The sequence below is a fragment of the Candidatus Sulfotelmatobacter sp. genome, assembly GCA_035498555.1.
Taxonomy (GTDB): Bacteria; Eisenbacteria; RBG-16-71-46; order RBG-16-71-46; family RBG-16-71-46; genus DATKAB01.
In genome coordinates this window covers 13,561-29,577 of the sequence record DATKAB010000009.1, presented here as the reverse complement: position 1 = coordinate 29,577, position 16,017 = coordinate 13,561, and the positions used below count along the sequence as shown (strand labels likewise).

The following is a 16,017-nucleotide window of genomic DNA, read 5'->3' as shown; positions in this document are numbered from 1 at the left end:
ATCCGCGCGAGGAGGAGATTGTGACCAACGCCGAGATGAGCAAGGTGTTCGAGCGGCTCGCGGTGATGCTCGAAATGGAGGGCGCCAACGTGTTCCGCGTGCGCGCCTATCGCGAAGCGGCGCGCGTGATCGGCGCGAGCGGCGAATCCATGGCGACGCTGGCCGAGACGCCCGGCGCGCTCGAGGAGCTTCCGGGGATCGGCAAGGACCTGGCGCAGAAGATTCGCGATCTCGCCGCCACCGGCTCGACCGAGATCTACCGCGACCTCCAGAAGAAGTACCCGATCAGCCTGGTGGAGCTGACCGAGCTCCACGGGCTCGGCCCCAAGCGCGTCGGAACGCTGCACGAGGTGCTCGGCATCCGTGATCGCGCCGGCCTCGAGAAGGCGGCCAGGGCGGGCAAGCTTCGCGACCTGCCGGGATTCGGCGAGAAGGTCGAGCTCAATGTCTTGAAATCACTCGCCAATGCCAGCCAGTGGGCCGGTCGCCTGATGCTCGCCTCCGCCTGGCCGGTGGCGATGGAGCTCGCCGAGCACCTCCGGCAGGTGAAGGGCGTGAAGCAAGTGGAGGTGGCCGGCTCGTTCCGCCGCCGGAAGGAAACGGTCGGCGATCTCGACGTGCTGGCCTGCGGTGGGAGCGCCGAAGCGGTGATGAAGGCGTTCGTCACGCATCGCTCCGTAACCGAGGTACTCGGACAAGGCGACACCAAGTCGTCGGTACGGCTGAGCAACGGCCTGCAGGTGGATCTGCGCCACGTGCCCGAATCCTCGTTCGGCGCGGCCCTGCTCTATTTCACCGGCAGCAAGGAGCACAACATCGAGCTGCGAAAGATCGCGATCGAGAAGGGCATGAGCCTCAACGAATACGGGCTCACTCGCGGCGAGAAGGTGGTGGCCTCGCACACCGAGGAGGACATCTATCGCGCGCTCGGCGCGGTCTGGATCCCGCCCGAGCTGCGCGAATCCCACGGCGAGATCGAAATGGCACGCTACGGCCAGCTCCCCGAGCTGCTCGAGCTCGAAGACATGCGCGCCGATCTCCACATGCACACCACTCGAACCGATGGCCGCGACTCGATCGCGTCGATGGTCAAGGCCGCGATCGAGCATGGCTACGAATACATGGCGATCACCGAGCACTCGAAGGCGCTGCCGATGACGTTCGGCTTCGACGCGGCACGCGTGCGCAAGTCGGTGAACGAAATCGCGGCGGCGCGGCGCGAGTTCCCGCGGATCCACATCCTGCACGGCCTCGAGGTGGACATCCTGGCCGACGGCGAGCTGGACCTCGACGACGACACGCTGGCACTGCTCGACTGGGTGCTGATCGCGCTTCACTCCCACCTGGAGATGGCGCCCAGGGCGGCGAACGAACGCGTGCTCAAGGCGCTGGCGAATCCGTACGTCAACGCATTCGCGCATCCGACCGGGCGTCTGATCGGCTCGCGTCCGCCGCTCCCCTTTGACGTCGAGCGCGCCTGTGAGGAGGCCGCGCGGCGCGGCATTCTCATGGAGATCAACGCCTCGCCGGAACGGCTCGATCTCAGCGACAACAATGCCCGGCTCGCCAGGTCGAAGGGCTGCGGCTTCGTGATCGATACCGACGCCCATGCCGTGTCGCATCTCGACAACCTGCGCTTCGGCGTGTTCCAGGCGCGCCGCGCGGGACTCACGAAGAAGGACGTGTGGAACACGCGCGACTGGGGCCACTTCTCGGCGATGCTCGAAAAGCAGCGCCACCGCCGGCCGGCGGCGCACGCCAGTCCCCGGGCGGCCGAGGGCGATGGCAATGGCTCCGGACCATCGCCCGAGGTGATCGTGGTCAAGGCCGAGGGGCGGCGGAAGTCGGCCGCGAAGCCCTCGAAGTCGCCCAAGCCGGCTCGAAGCGAAGCGAAGAGCGGGAAGAAGCCGGCCGGGAAGGCGACGGCACGGAAGACCGTCGCGCCCAGGGTGTCTTCGAAGCCCGCGGCGAAGCGCTCGGGATCCTCCAAGCGCCGCGGATGAGCGTCGCTCCCACCGCTCGAGCCCAACGCCCGTTCGGCCCGACGCTCGCGGCGCTGATCGGCTACGCGGCCGGAATGGGCTGGCTCGAAGCGGTGGTGGTGGTCTACATCCGCGCCGTGATCGGGCTCGCGCACGCGCAGGCGATGCCCGACGAAGCCGGCGTCATGGAGCGCTTTCGAAGCTTGCCCTGGCTGATGCCCACCGAGCAGGGCCGCGAGGCCGCGACCCTGGTGATGCTGGCCGCGGTGGGCTGGCTCGCAGCGAGGTCGTGGCGGGGGCGTCTGGGCGCGTTCCTCACTTGCTTCGGCATCTGGGACATCACCTACTACCTCGGGCTCCACGCGCTGATCGGCTGGCCGAGGACGCTCGCCGACCGGGACGTCCTGTTCCTGATTCCGCCGAGTTCGCTCTGGAATCAGCCCGTGTGGGTGCCGGTGCTAGTCTCGTGCGGGATGATCGCAGGCGGCATCACTCTCCAGGCGCGCGCCAGGTGACGGGCGACCACTTTCCTTCCCCGCAGGCGGGCGCCTGCCGCACCGGCGCCTGGAGCGCGGCCGGCGCGTTGCTCGGCGTCGTGCTCTCGGGCCCGCTGGCGCTGCTCGTGGTCCGCGCGATGCACCCGCAACCGGCGTGGCAGGACGCCGAGATCTTCGCGCGCCACTACCATCCGATTCAAAGCCTGCCCTACCTGGGCGGGATCGTGCTGGTCGGCTCGCTGGTGGTGATGATGGCAAGCATCCCCGGGATCGCGGGCCCGGCGCACCGGGCGCTCACTTCCGCGGCCCTCGCCTTCACCGCCGCCTTCGCCGCGCTGATCACGCTCAACTACGCGATCCAGTCCACCTTCATCCCGGCGCTCGTTCAGCCCTTCGACGATCGCAACTCCCAGGTGATCGCGACGCTTTCGATGTCAAATCCCAAGTCTCTCGCCTGGGCGATCGAGATGTGGGGCTGGGGGCTGTTCGGCCTGGCCACTGGGCTTGCGGCGCCGGTGTTCTTCGATACGCCGCTCGAGCGCGCCGTAGCCGCTCTCTTCATCACCAATTGCGCCCTGAGCGTCGCGGGCGCCCTGCTCGCGGCGATCCGGCCCGGCTGGGTGATGACGCCCGGCGGGCTGGTCTCATTCGCCCTCTGGAACCTGCTGCTGGCGGTCGCGCTCGGCCTCGCGCTCACCGCATTCTTGGTGAGAGCGAGAAGGCTGGAGGCGTCCAGGACCGGAGGAGGCTCGGGCTGAGAAGCCCGATGGCAAGCGGGCGAAAGACGAGGCTACTTCGCGGCGAGGAGCGGCTGAGCAACACCGCCAGCGGGATTCTCAGCTCGAGCCGATCTTCTCCGCGATGCTCTTGGCCTGCAGGAAGAGCAGCAGGTAGTCGCGGCCGCCGGCTTTGGAGTCGGTGCCGCTCATGTTGAAACCGCCGAACGGATGGCAGCCGACCATCGCGCCGGTGCACTTGCGGTTGAGATAGAGATTGCCGACGAAGAACTCCTCGCGCGCCTTCTGCAGCTTGGCGGGATTCTTCGTGTACACCGCGCCGGTCAGCCCGTACTCGGTGCCGTTCGCAATCTGCAGCGCGTGGTCGTAGTCGCGGGCGCGAATGATGGCGAGCACCGGACCGAAGATCTCTTCCTGCGCGATCTTCGCGCCGGGCTGCACGTCGTCGAACACGGTGGGCTGGACGAACCAGCCGGTCGTTCCGGCGCGCGCGCCGCCGGTCAACAGCTTGCCTTCGCGCTTTCCGGCCTCGATGTAGCCGAGGATGCCGTTCATGGCGCGCTCGCTCGACACGGGGCCGAGCGTCACGCCCGGCGAAGTGCCGGGATCGCCGAGCTTCACCAGCTTCTCGATTTGCGCGAGCAGCTTCGGCACGAACGCGTCGTGCACCGAATCGAGCACGATCGCGCGCGAGCAGGCCGAGCACTTCTGCCCCTGGAAACCGAAGGCGCTCTGCGTCACGCCGAGCGCCGCGGAGTCGAGATCGGCCTCGTCGTCGACGATGATCGCATCCTTGCCGCCCATCTCGGCCACCACGCGCTTGAGCCAGATCTGCCCGGGCTGGACGTCGGCGGCGAGCTTGTTGATGCCCACCCCCACCTCGCGCGAGCCGGTGAACGAGACGAACCGTGTTCTTGGGTGCCGCACCAGCGCGTCACCCACCACGCCGCCGCTGCCGGTGACGAAGTTGATCACCCCTGGCGGCAGACCGATCTCTTCCATCAATGCGAAAAACTGCCAGGCGATCCCGGGCGTCTCGCTGGCCGGCTTCAAGACCACGGTGTTGCCGGCCACGATCGCGGCGGTGGTCATGCCGACGGTGATGGCGAGCGGGAAGTTCCAGGGCGGGATGACGGCCCCGACCCCGATCGGCACGTACACCATGACGTCCCTCTCGCCGGGCAATTGCGTGACCGGCTGCGGGCCGTCGTAGCGCAGCATCTCGCGCGCGTAGAACTCCATGAAGTCGATGGCTTCGGCGGTGTCGGCGTCGGCCTCGTTCCAGCTCTTGCCGATCTCGAGCACCATCCACGCCGAAAAGAAATTGCGACGCTCGCGCATCCGGCGCGCGGCCTCGATCAGATACGCCGCGCGCTCGGCCGGCCGGACGTGGCTCCACGAGCGAAACGCGGCCAGCGCCTTCTCGACCGCCTGGTTCGCCTGCTCGACGGCCGCCGACTGGAACTTGCCCAGCACTTCGGTCGGCCTCGCCGGATTGGTCGAGTCGAAGGTCTTCGCCCCCTTCACGCGCTCGCCGCCGATCACCAGCGGATACTCGGTGCCGTAGCTCGCGCGCACCTCGGCCAGCGTCTTCTCGAATGCGGACTTGTGCTCGGGCCGGGTGAAATCGAGGTAGGTAGTCGGGGCGTACTCCGGCAGCGCCGCGGCGCTGACCGGGGCGATGTTCGACGTCGCAGTCGGGTTCACGATGATCTCCGGCGCTGGATCAGCGCATCAACAGCATCTTCTTGGTCGCCGAGAACTCCCCGGCGCGGAATCGATAGAAGTAGACGCCCGTGGAAAGCGCGGTGCCGTGGGCAGCATGCCACGGATCGAACTCGACCGCGTAGTTGCCCGCCGACTGCGATCCGCGCACCAGCGTGGCCACGCGCTCGCCCTGCAGATTGAACAGCTCGAGCGACACGTCCGAATCCCGAGGCAGCCCGTACCTAATGACGGTCGTGGTGCGGAAAGGATTCGGCTGATTCTGCATCAGGGCGAATTGGGTGGGAGTCGGCCCGCCCACGCTGCTCTGAGTCCCGGCCACTCCCACCGCGCGGAGCGCATGCGGGTTGCCGGGATCGTTGGTGGTGAACGTGATGGTGGCGGTGTCGAACCCGGCCGCGACCGGCGTGAAGGTCACGCCCACGGTGTCGCTGCCGCCCGGCGGAATCGTCAGCGAGGTGCGGTGCGGCACGAAGCGCGGCTGGCTGCTCGAGATCATCAGGATGCTGAGCGGTCCGGTGCCGGCGTTGGTGATGCGCAGCGAGTCATCCACCGGCAGGCCGACCACGGTCTTGTCGAAATCCATCTCGCTCATCGGCGACGAGGCGAACTGCGGCACCACGATGCTGAAATCGGCGTCGCTCAGATCCTGGGGGCCGCCACCGCTCTGCGTGATGCGCACCCGCGCCGTGCTGGTGGGCGCGTTGGGCACGGTCCAGACGTAGCTGTGCCCGGCCGCCGGAACGTTGCTGGCGATCGGCAGCCACGGAGCGGTCGGCCCGACCCGGTAGTCGAGATCGACGTTCGGCACCAGCATGCTCGTCCACACCAGTTTCTGGCTGGTCCCGTACGGGAACACTTCCCCTCCGTTCGGCAGCACCATCGCCAGGCTCAACGTGTCGAGGCCGACGCCGGCCAGCGGCGTGCGGCTGTTGGGCGTATTGGCAGCATCGCTCGCGATCGTGAGCGTGTCGGCGTAGGGATGCACCGCGGTCGGCGCGAAGGCCACGTATACGGAGTACTGCAGTCCCGGCGCGACCGTCATGTTGAACGGCGACGTCGGGAAGTTGCCGGGCGCCGCGGTGGAGATCGTCGTGATGTGCAGCGTCCCGGTGCCGGTGTTGGTGACCGTCATGCTATCGGGCGTGATGCTGCCGATCGGGTGGCTGCCGAAGTCGAAGCTCGGCTTGCTGGTGGAGATCATCGGTGTGGCGATCGTGAACTGGGCGTCGGAGGTGTCGCTCGGGGTCGCGTCCCAGGCGTCGCTGACGCGAATGCTGGCGCTGGTAGTGGCGTCGAAGGGCACGGTCCACGCATAGCTGCCGTAATAGCCCGGCACGGTCGCCACCAGCTGCCACGAATCCGCCGGCGTACGGCGATATTCGATCTTCGCCAGCACCACGTTGGACGCGGTCCAGGTGAGGTTGTGCACCGAGCCGCCCGCCCAGACCTCGCCGCCGTTGGCCGAGTTCACGGTCAGGGTCTGGATGGCGTTCGAGCTGAGTGAATAGGTGGTGATCAGCTTGAAGACGCCGCCGCCCGCGGTCGCCGCGAAAATGCAGTTGCGATCACGCGCGTAGAAGCTCTCGTTCGAGCCCACCAGCGAGATCCCGCTGAAACTGTTGCCGCCGTCGAACGACAGGTAGCTCACGCCCCCGCTGTAGACGCCGTAGAGCACCAGATTGGGATCTTCCTTGCAGACGTCGGTGCCCCAGCCCGACGCGGTGGTGGCGATCTGTGTCCACTGGAGTCCCCGATTCTGCGTGCGCTCGACGCCGCCGCTGGTCCAATTGGTGGCGAACGCGGTGGTATTGCGCAGGCGGCACATGGACATCCCCGGCACTTCGGACCCGGTGGTGGTGTAGTTCTGGGTGAAGTGCGCCCCACCGTCGGTCGAGCGCCAGAGATTCGCATTGCCGACCCCGGTGATGCCGTCCGCGACCAGCACCACGTTGCTGTCGGACTCGGGCACGACGATGAGATCGCACGGGCTGCGGAACACCGTGCTCCCGAAAGTGGACCAGGTCTTGCCGAAGTTCGTGGAGCGAATGAGGGCGTCGCTGTCGCCGCCGAACAGGACGGTGTCCGGCTGATCGGGGTTCATCTCGAGCGGGATGCCGTACTCGCCGAAGGCGTGAGACAGCGTGGTGGTCCAGCTGGCGCCGCCGTCGTTCGAATAGAGCAGGGCCATCGGCGAGTTGGCGGTGCACACCATCTGCAGCGAGTCCTTGGGCGAGACCAGGAAGGCATTCACCCGGTCGTAGGTGCTGGGCAGGGTCGAGAACTGCGTCCAGGTCTCGCCGTCGTCGCGGCTCTCGTAGAAATGGTTGCCGACCGCGGCGTAGATCTCGTTCCGATAGATGCCGTTGAGCGCGAAGGTGCTGCCCCGCATCTGACCGGTGCCAAGCGGCAGCTTCTGCACCCAGTTCTGATTGATGTTGGTGGTCACCGCCCACAGCCAGCTGTTGCCGCCGTCGTTGCTGTGCATCACCGCCGGCGAGCGGATGCTGCTCACGAACCCGCGCTGGCCGACCCACATCATGTCGCTGATCTCGCCCATCAGCGTGTGCTGGAGGAACGTCCAGGTGGCGCCGTCGTCGGTGCTGCGCCTGAGGAAGCCGCCGCCGCCGGCGATGAACACCGAATCGGCGCTCTGGATGGTGACCGCGCGCACGTCGGAGCGCGAATCGATCTTGAGATTGATCGGCGTCCAGCTCGCGCCGTCGTTGATGCTCTTCCAGCATGTGCCGTTGGCGCCGGCGATCCAGATGCGCGAGCCGAGCTGATCCACCGCGTAGAGGGAATTGGGCGTCGAAGGCCCGCTTGGAGACCAGGTGACGCCGCCGTCGGGAGTGCGCGCCGAGAAGCCGCCGTTGCCCACGATCCAGCCGTGGGTCGCATCCACGAACCGCGCGCGATTGATGGTGTTGGAGGTGCCGGAACCGAGCGGCGACCACGATGCGCCGCCGTCCACCGATTTGAGCGCCGTGCCGCCCGAGCCCACCGCGTAGGCCGTCGAGCTGTTCGGCATCGCCACGTCGAGCAGATTGGGACTGCCGCTGGCGGTGAACGTGGTCCAGGTGCCGCCCGCGTCGGTGCTGCGCAGGATCTTGCCGCCGTCGCCGACGATCAGCAGGGTCAGCCCCTGACCCGCCACCGCACGGAGCGGCGTGCTTCCCTGATAGCTCTTGGCCCAGCGCACGCCGCCGTCCACCGAGCGATAGATCATGCCGCTGTCGCCGACCGCGATGACGTCCACGCCGTCACGAGAGAACACGCCGTTCAGGAATCCGGCGTGCGCGGGCCGGGCGAAGCACAGGGCCAGCACGGCCCACGAGATGCGCAGCGCGAGTTGGCGGAGATTCATGCGGCAGCTCCGGGCGATGGGGACTACTTCTCGACCAGCCTGGCGATGGTTTCGACTTCGGCGAGCCCCGCGACCTCCCGGCCGAGAACCCGGCCCGCGAGGCGACTCATAATGATATCCGCGGCGTCGACCTCAACATCGTTGCATTTTGCATGCGCGCCAGCGGCGGGGAGCGGCCCGCTCAGCGTGGTGCGGAACACTTCGCGACCGTTCCGACTGAAGACCAGTTCCGCCTCGAGAACCTGCAAATCCGTGCCTTCCTGCGGATTCGAATGCAAAGGGTATAGGACCATCTCGCGCACTTCAATGGGCCATCTCCACCGAAGATGGAGCCTTTCCCCGGCTCCCCCGTCCGCGATCCAGCCGACCTCGGCGGCCGGTCCGCGGGTGCGCCGGTCCACCGCCCCGGCCGCCCCGGCGGTCGCGGGCGCGCTGCTCGAGGCAGTCGCCTCGGCGGACGGCGAGGCGTTGATCCAGGTGGCATTGGTGTAGGTGATGGGCACGAAGATCGCCGAGTGACCGACGTGGCAGCCCACGCACTTGGTGCCCGAGGTGATGGGTGCGAAGTTCGAGCCGGCGACGTGGGCCGGCCCCATGGCCGATCGCAGCACGTGGCCCTGGGCGTCCACCAGCTGCTCGAACATCGGGACGTCGCCCGGCATGTCGGTCTCGTGGACGCCGCCCGAGGGCGTCACCTTCGCCTCGCGCACCAGCACCGCGGTATCGCCGCCCGGCTCGCGCGGGCGGGCGAGAGTGGCGTAGAAGCGGATGCGCACGTCGCGCTGCATCGGCACGGCGCTCGGGAACGGAGCGTCGAGCGCAGCGTTGGCGAACACGTTGAGACAATCGAAGCGGAACGTGTGGATCAGGTCGGTGAGCCGCGCGGGATCGGCGATCGGCAACGAATCGGGCGGCACCTGGCGCGGCGCGCTCGCGCGCGGCGGACGCGGGCGCGCCACCAGCGCCGCGGCGTCGAGCTCGAGCGTCCCGGGCAGGTCGAGCAGTCGCTTGGGCGAGCGGCCGTCCGCGCGCATCACCCACAGGCCGTAGTCGCCCCGGCCTGTCGGATCGAGCGAGACCAGCAATCGCCCATCGGGAAGTGCTGCCGGCGCGCACCCGCCGGTATCACTCCCGCCGCCTCCGACGCGAATCGGCGCACTGAACCCGCCCGGGAAGATCTGGATCCCCGGCCGCCCGGATCCGGCATCGCCGGATGCGGGGGCGCCCAGCGAGAGCGGCGTCGTCCATACGCCCACCATCGTCCCGCCCTTCAGCACCAGGGGCTGGTACGCCATGGTGGTCGGGCGCGTGCGCGGATCTCCGCCCGCGAGCTTCATCCCTTCGGCGTTCGGCAGGATGCTGATCGCCTGCCAGAGATTGACGGTGTCGGCGGGAACCGCCGCGGCACGGTCCAACGTGATGCCGCTCGATTCCCGCTCGGACGGCAGCCAGCGGTTGAACCACCAGCGCGCGTAGACGATGCGGCCGGTGTTGGGATCCACGCTCGGCTCCTCGGCGCCGTTGCGCTCGGAGGTGAGACGCGTCGCGTGAGCGCCGTCGGCGTTCACCGTCCACAGATTGGAGACCGGAAGGTCGCTGGATTGCGACAACATCGGGAATCGCGTGCTCGCGAAGCACACCTGCCCGTTCGGAAGCCAGATCGGATCGAAGTCGTCATAGCGCTCGAGCCGCTCGCGCGCGGCCCCATAGCCCGAGAGGTCGATCGCGCGATCGCTGCGCGTGAGTTGCCGCAATTGGCGGCCGTTCGCTCCCACCGACCAGATGCGCCAGCCGCTGTCCGGCGCCACGGTGGCCGCGAACACGATGCGCCTCGCGTCCCATGAGACGCAGGGGTCGCTGACGTCGAAGAAGCGGCCGTCGGGAAGCAGATTCCGGATCGCGCCGCCCGGCTCCAGCACCAGCAGCCGGCCCCCGGGCGCCGCGGTGCGCGCGTAGGGCCCAAGGCCCGGGACCCGCTCGGGGTGGCCCGGGATCGGCCGGCGCGAGACCAGCACGATCGGCGGCAGCTTCGGGCGGGGCGCGGCTGGCACAGACGCGGCGCCGAGGGCGAGGGCGGCGATCGCCGTGAGCGCGAGGCGGGAGCGCAGCATCAGGGAATTGTAGCTCCAACCAGGCGCTGCGGAGCGCCGGGCGAACCGGCCCAGTCGGACGATCCGAGTTGCCGCAATGGCGCATGAATATCCTTGTGGGCACAGAATCGCCGCCATAGATTCTCGTGCACGAGATCTCTCGGCGGCGCCGAAGCATTCCAGCTCGGCTCGAGATCCACGAACCGGAACCCCGTCCGGTTGTATCCCGCCCCCGCGTGCTTCAGACGCAATCTGGTTCGGCCGACTCCGAGCCGGAGGAAGCGAGGAGGTATCCAATGTCTGGTCGCGAACACCGGCACACGCACGGCAGCTGTCCTCACTGCTTCATCGTTCCGCTGAAGGTGCTGCGCACCTGGGCCAACGACACCACGGTGGACAAGAAGGTCCGCGGTCACTTACGCGACACGCTGGTCGAAACCACGCGGCTGCGCGTGATTCGCGAGGCGGGACGCGTCGCGACGCTGATGCATCGGGGCGGCATCGGATCCCCGGACTTCGAGCTGCGTCCGAAGCTCGCACCGCAGGATCTGTTGTTCGATTGCAAGAATCGTTCGTCCCTGCCGGGCATGGCGATCCCCGATCCCGGCGTCTCGAACGATCCAGCGGCTTCGACCGTCTTCAAGACCACCGGCAAGGTCGCCGATTTCTACGAGACCGTCTTCAGCCGCAACTCGGTGGACGGCGACGGCATGGACCTGGTGTCGAGCGTTCACTATCGCCAGAACTTCGACAACGCGTTCTGGAACGGGCAGCAGATGGTGTACGGCGACGGCGACGGCACCGTCTTCATCGAGTTCTACAACTCGCCCGACGTGATCGGCCACGAGCTGACGCACGGCGTAACGCAGTACGAGAGCGGACTGCAGTACGAGGGCGAGTCGGGGGCGTTGAACGAGAGCATCAGCGACGTGTTCGGCGCCACGTTCAACCAGTGGCTCAACCAGTGGCCGGTGAGCAGGGCCGATGGCTGGCTGATCGGCGCCGGCATCATGGGCCCGCGGGCCAAGCAGGCGAACAAGGCCTGCCTGCGTGACATGGTCGATCCCAAGGCCTCGCACTGCCTGTCGCCGCAACCCGACTCGTACGACCATTTCGATCCGACGGCCGACGTGCACGACAACAGCGGCATTCCCAACAAGGCGTACGCGCTGTTCGCGCGGTCGGTGGGCGGAAACGCTTGGGATTCGCCGATCAAGGTGTGGTACAAGGCCTGCACGGACAGGCGGCTGCACAGCAATGCGACGTTCGTGGACTTCGCCCAGCTCACGATCGAGGCAGCCGACTCGACCGGCGGCGCCACGCTGGCCAACAAGGCCCACGATGCGTGGGATCAGGTGCAGCTTCCACTGGGGGCGCACGTCGCCTAGATGAGCAGGATCCGGATCGAGCGCAAGGGCGGATTCGCGGGCGTGCCCGCGAGCGGCGAGCGGGACTTGCAGGACCTGACCGCCGAGCAACGCGCTGCGCTCGATCGGCTGCTGAAGCCGTCGCCCGAAGGGGCGGCGGCTTCGGCGAGCCAGGCGAGCCCGATCCATCCGTTTCGCTACAAGGTCACGCTGATCGACGATCAGGGCGAGCGGAGCTTCGACGTTTCCGAGGACGCGATGCCGGATGAGCTGGCCGGGATCGCGAAGGTCGCGATCCAGTAGCGACGCGCAGGCCCGCTCGCCAGAGGCACCGGCCGATCTACCCGGCTCCCCCGTTCGAGTACCGCGCCATCGCCAGGTCGGCGATCTCGCCAATGAGATCGGCGTAGCTTCGCCCCGACTTCTTCGCCGCCATCGAGAACTCCGCGCTCGGCAGCAGATAGGGGTTCGGATTGACCTCGAGCACGTGCAGGGTTTCGTCGGACGCCAGGCGAAAGTCGATGCGACCGTAGTCGCGCAGCTGCAGGGCCTGATAGGCCTGCACGGCCACGTCCTGGATGCGCGCCGCCAGCCCCTCGTCGAGATCCTCGGGCAGGAAGGCCTTGGTCTTCTTGTAGGCCTCGGTATCCTCTTCCCACTTCACCTCGCTGCCGGCGATCTTGGGCGTGCCCTTGGGCAGCTTCGACAGATCCAGCTCGACGATCGGCAGGGCCTCGGGTTTTTCGTTGCCGAGCACCGCGACGTACAACTCGCGCCCCTCGATGTATTCCTCGATCAGCGCCGGCGAATCGAACTCGGCGTGGATGTAGTCGATGCGATCCATCAGCTCCTTGATCGAGCCGCACACCGCGCCGAACTGAATGCCGATCGAGCCGTCCTCGCGCGCCGGCTTCACGATCACCGGGAACTGGATGTCGTGCGAGTGCTCGGTGCGCCCGCGATAGACGGTGGCGAAATAGGGCGTGTGAATACCGTGGAAGGCGAAGATCTTCTTGGCGAGTGCCTTGTCCTGCGCGAGGTACAGCCCGTGGGCACCGCTGCCGGTGAACTTGCGATTCAGCAGCTCGAGGTAGCCGGCCACACGGCTGTCGTGGCTGTCGTCGCCGCCGAACGACTCAACCAGGTTGAAGATCAGGTCGGATTCGGACTGGGCCAGCTCGACCAGGCTCTCGGCGGTGCCGTCGAGCCGTAGAAAGACCGGGTTGTGCCCGACCTTCTTCAGCGCCTCGTAGACTTCCTGCACGTCTTCGTCGGGCGGCTTGCGCTTGGGGCGCGCGCCGGGCGTGCGCTCCTCGTCCTCATCCCACCAGAAGTCGTACAGGACACCGATGCGCAATTTCGCCATGGCGATCCTCGCCGTTGCGACCCCGGGATTCCCTTCCCCGGCGCAGCCAAGCACACTCTAACTGATCACGAACTTTCCGCGCGTCAAGTAATTCATCGCCAGCGTGGTGGCGAACGCCGTCAGCTCGACCAGCAGCTGCGGCTCGCGACCCATTTCTGCGTAGAGCTCCTTCTCGCGACACGTCCTCGCGATGCGCTCGACCAGCGCCCGCACCACCGGGCGCTGCACTCCGGTCCAGTAGGTGACCTTGTCGGTCAGCGCCAGCCGATTCTCCTCGACCAGCTCCCAGGCCGGGCGAATGCCCTTTCGCCGCCGCCCGCGGGGCACGAACATGGCGGCGAGATCGGATTCGAGCGCGACGTTCACTCCGCGGCCATTCTGCCGCGCCTCACGCCGGTAGAACTCCTCGACCGTGAGCCGCATGTCCTCGACAGTGATGTCGAAATCGCCCCTCGGCACCAGTGGATCCCGATCGCCCACGATTCTGGCGACCCGCTCAACATAGCGCAGCTTCGCGAGTGCGGGCCAACCTTTGTAGCGCGCGCGCCAGTTGGAGCGAGGCGTCAGCCACACCGCGAAGGTCTCGGCAAAGTCTTCGTCGGGATGCTTTTGCGCGTACCAGCCGGCGATGTGCCGCACGTGCTTGCGGCTGAACGGCACCGGGCGATAGTGGTCGCGATAACGCCGATTGAACGGGCCGAACAGCCGGCGCCACGCCGGCGTCGCGTACAGGTGATACGCGTAGTTGAACGCGTGACCGGCCTCGTGGCGCAGGTACATCATGATCTCGCGATCGTCCTCGAGGTCGTTCATCTCGCGCTCGAGCCGCGCGAGTTTGGGGTCTGCGAGGTAGAACGGAATGCCGATCACCGGGTGCCCGTCGGGGCAGCCCCACTCGTCGGTCAGGTAGCAGACCGGGCGGAACTTGTGGAGGCCCTTGCGCTCCAGCTCGCGGTAGAGCTGGTTCACGAAGCGCTCGACCGGCGAGCCCTCGATCCTGAGCCCCAGCTGGCTGATGCGCTTGCCGAGCAGCTCGCGGACGTCGGCGGAGGTGGATTCGAAGGCGGGCACGGCCGGCGATGCTAGCCAGCGCCGATCGGCGCCACAAGCGAAGCCGCCGGTTGGCCTCGGTGAAAGCGGCTCCCGGCGCCGGCCCCGCTCAACCCGCGTCAAGCCTGCGCAAAATGACCCCGGCGCAGGAGTATGCTTCGCGTACCGCTCGCATCGAAGCCTGCGCCATCCGCCGAGAGCCGCTCCGTCTTCCGACCTGGAGGTTGCGCCATGAAGTCTTGGTTACGCATGTCCGCGCTGACCCTGTTCGCGGCGGCGATCGCCGCCTCGGCCGCCTCGGCCGCGACCGAAACGTTCCGCATCGATCCCAACCACACCAATGTCGGCTTCAGCATCCGGCACTTCTTCTCCAAGGTGAACGGGCGCTTCAAGGACTTCCAGGGTGCGATCGAGTTCGATGCCAGGAATCCCGCGGCATCGTCGGTCGACGTGACGATTCAGGCCTCCAGCATCACCACCGAAAACGATCGCCGTGACGCCGATCTGCGCAGCCCCAATTTCTTCGAGGTCGACAAGTACCCGACGCTGACCTTCAAGAGCACCAAGGTGGTTCTGGATGCCGACAAGACCGCGCTCAATCCCGGCGATCACTTGAAGGTCGAGGGCACACTCTCGATGCACGGCGTCGAGAAGCCGGTGACGCTCGACGTGACGTTCCTGGGCATGGGCGCGGTCGGCATCGCCGGCAATGCGATGGGCACGCGGGCCGGGTTCGACGCTACCGCGACCATCAATCGCCAGGACTACGGGATCAACTGGAACAAGACGCTGGATCAGGGCGGCACCATGCTCGGCGACGACGTGACGATCACGCTCAACATCGAAGCGGGCTCGATGCCGGGCCCGAAGCCGATGGAGGTGAAGCCCTCCGACACCTCGAAGCCGTCGGAGTCGCCGAAGCCCACCGGCAAGCAGCCGGCGCCGAAGGGCGGCGGCGGGAAGTAGGTCATCTGCGGCCCGGCGCCGGCGTGCGCCGGCGGCGATGAAAAGGGTTGTGCAGCGAAGACTGTTGATGCCTCTCGATCAGGCCTACTTCGGACACCCCGAACGCGAAATTTCAATGACTTAGCGGCCTCAGAGCCCCCGTCAACAGTCTTCGCCGCACAACCGAAATGAAGAGGCCCCCGGAGCCGCGCTCCGGGGGCCTTTGCCTTCTGCCGATGCAGGCTACCTGGCCTTGGTCGAATCGCTCGACGACGCCGACGCGGTCGCCGAGGGATGCGCGGTTTCGTAAGACTGAATCGCCGTGTTGAGCGTGCGCGCCTCCTCGGGCGCTTCGAGCGGATCGAGCATCGCGAGCTGTTTCTTGGCGTCGTCGATCCGGCCCATCTCGAGATAGGCCTCGCCGAGATACTCGCGCGCCGGCGCGAAGTCGGGCTTGATGCGCAGGCAGCGCTGATAGGCGGCGATCGAGCCGTCGTAGTTCTTGAGTTTGCGCGAGGTGAAACCGATCAGGTTCCAAGCCTCGTGGTACATGGAGTCCAGCTCGACGGCGTGCTGGCCGCGATCGAGCGCCCGTTTGTAATGCTTCTCGGCGTCGTTCGCCTTGTTCTTCTGCTCGGACTCCTTGCCCTTCTGAACGTCGTTGTAGGCGTCGCCGTACCACTTCTCGGCCTCCTGGCGCTGGCTGCTCTGCGCCGAGGTCGAACTCTCGTTGTCGCCGCTCGAGGTGGGCGGTGGCGGCGACGGCTTGCTCCCGCCGCCGAACGACGCGAACGCGGCGGAGGCGATGGCGACTCCCAGGACTGCCAGGAACAGCGAACGAACGCTCTTCATCGGGTGACTCTCCGAGGGCTAGGGGTCCGAATGGGGACG

At 67.3% G+C, this 16,017-nt stretch carries 12 protein-coding genes; 6 read left to right on the top strand and 6 right to left on the bottom strand.

Translation table 11 applies throughout. From position 1 onward, the window contains the following. Positions 1-20: 20 nt before the first annotated feature. The 3 genes from polX to VMJ70_01305 are packed head-to-tail and all read left to right on the top strand — an operon-like array spanning position 21 to position 3,237. Positions 21-2,003, top strand: a complete 1,983-nt coding sequence (polX, locus tag VMJ70_01315) for a DNA polymerase/3'-5' exonuclease PolX (protein ID HTO89745.1) — start codon at positions 21-23, stop codon at positions 2,001-2,003. Next, a complete protein-coding gene (locus VMJ70_01310) occupies positions 2,000-2,497 on the top strand; it encodes a hypothetical protein (protein HTO89744.1) in 498 nt (165 codons plus the stop codon). Before polX ends, VMJ70_01310 begins: the two co-directional genes overlap by 4 nt. Beyond that, positions 2,494-3,237 (top strand): hypothetical protein, encoded by a 744-nt coding sequence (locus VMJ70_01305; protein HTO89743.1) that lies wholly within the window; start codon positions 2,494-2,496, stop codon positions 3,235-3,237. The genes VMJ70_01310 and VMJ70_01305 overlap by 4 nt, the downstream gene beginning before the upstream one ends. Positions 3,238-3,315: 78 nt before the next feature. On the opposite strand, the gene pruA is transcribed toward VMJ70_01305, so the two are convergent. The 3 genes from pruA to VMJ70_01290 are packed head-to-tail and all read right to left on the bottom strand — an operon-like array spanning position 3,316 to position 10,419. Continuing rightward, complete coding sequence (gene pruA, locus VMJ70_01300) at positions 3,316-4,923, bottom strand: L-glutamate gamma-semialdehyde dehydrogenase (protein HTO89742.1); 1,608 nt, start codon at positions 4,921-4,923, stop codon at positions 3,316-3,318. A gap of 19 nt (positions 4,924-4,942) precedes the next feature. After that, positions 4,943-8,308: a choice-of-anchor D domain-containing protein gene (locus tag VMJ70_01295; protein ID HTO89741.1), complete on the bottom strand. Its 3,366-nt coding sequence runs from the start codon at positions 8,306-8,308 to the stop codon at positions 4,943-4,945. 23 nt (positions 8,309-8,331) lie between these two features. Beyond that, positions 8,332-10,419, bottom strand: a complete 2,088-nt coding sequence (locus VMJ70_01290) for a hypothetical protein (protein ID HTO89740.1) — start codon at positions 10,417-10,419, stop codon at positions 8,332-8,334. Between the two features lie 275 nt (positions 10,420-10,694). Here VMJ70_01290 and VMJ70_01285 point away from each other — a divergent pair, with 275 nt between their 5' ends. Then, positions 10,695-11,786, top strand: a complete 1,092-nt coding sequence (locus VMJ70_01285) for a M4 family metallopeptidase (GenBank protein HTO89739.1) — start codon at positions 10,695-10,697, stop codon at positions 11,784-11,786. Next, on the top strand, positions 11,787-12,068 hold the full coding sequence (locus VMJ70_01280) for a protealysin inhibitor emfourin (GenBank protein HTO89738.1): 282 nt from the start codon (positions 11,787-11,789) through the stop codon (positions 12,066-12,068). 37 nt (positions 12,069-12,105) lie between these two features. Here VMJ70_01280 and VMJ70_01275 read toward each other — a convergent pair whose 3' ends face one another. Both VMJ70_01275 and VMJ70_01270 read right to left on the bottom strand, forming a co-directional pair. Beyond that, on the bottom strand, positions 12,106-13,131 hold the full coding sequence (locus VMJ70_01275) for an ATP-grasp domain-containing protein (GenBank protein ID HTO89737.1): 1,026 nt from the start codon (positions 13,129-13,131) through the stop codon (positions 12,106-12,108). A gap of 57 nt (positions 13,132-13,188) precedes the next feature. After that, on the bottom strand, positions 13,189-14,202 hold the full coding sequence (locus VMJ70_01270) for a putative zinc-binding metallopeptidase (GenBank protein HTO89736.1): 1,014 nt from the start codon (positions 14,200-14,202) through the stop codon (positions 13,189-13,191). Positions 14,203-14,412: 210 nt separating this feature from the next. Here VMJ70_01270 and VMJ70_01265 point away from each other — a divergent pair, with 210 nt between their 5' ends. Continuing rightward, entirely contained in the window at positions 14,413-15,147 is a 735-nt protein-coding gene (locus VMJ70_01265) for a YceI family protein (GenBank protein ID HTO89735.1), read from the top strand. 222 nt (positions 15,148-15,369) lie between these two features. On the opposite strand, the gene VMJ70_01260 is transcribed toward VMJ70_01265, so the two are convergent. Further along, positions 15,370-15,978, bottom strand: coding sequence for a tetratricopeptide repeat protein (locus VMJ70_01260; GenBank protein ID HTO89734.1), 609 nt, complete (start codon positions 15,976-15,978; stop codon positions 15,370-15,372). Between the last annotated feature and the right edge of the window lie 39 nt (positions 15,979-16,017).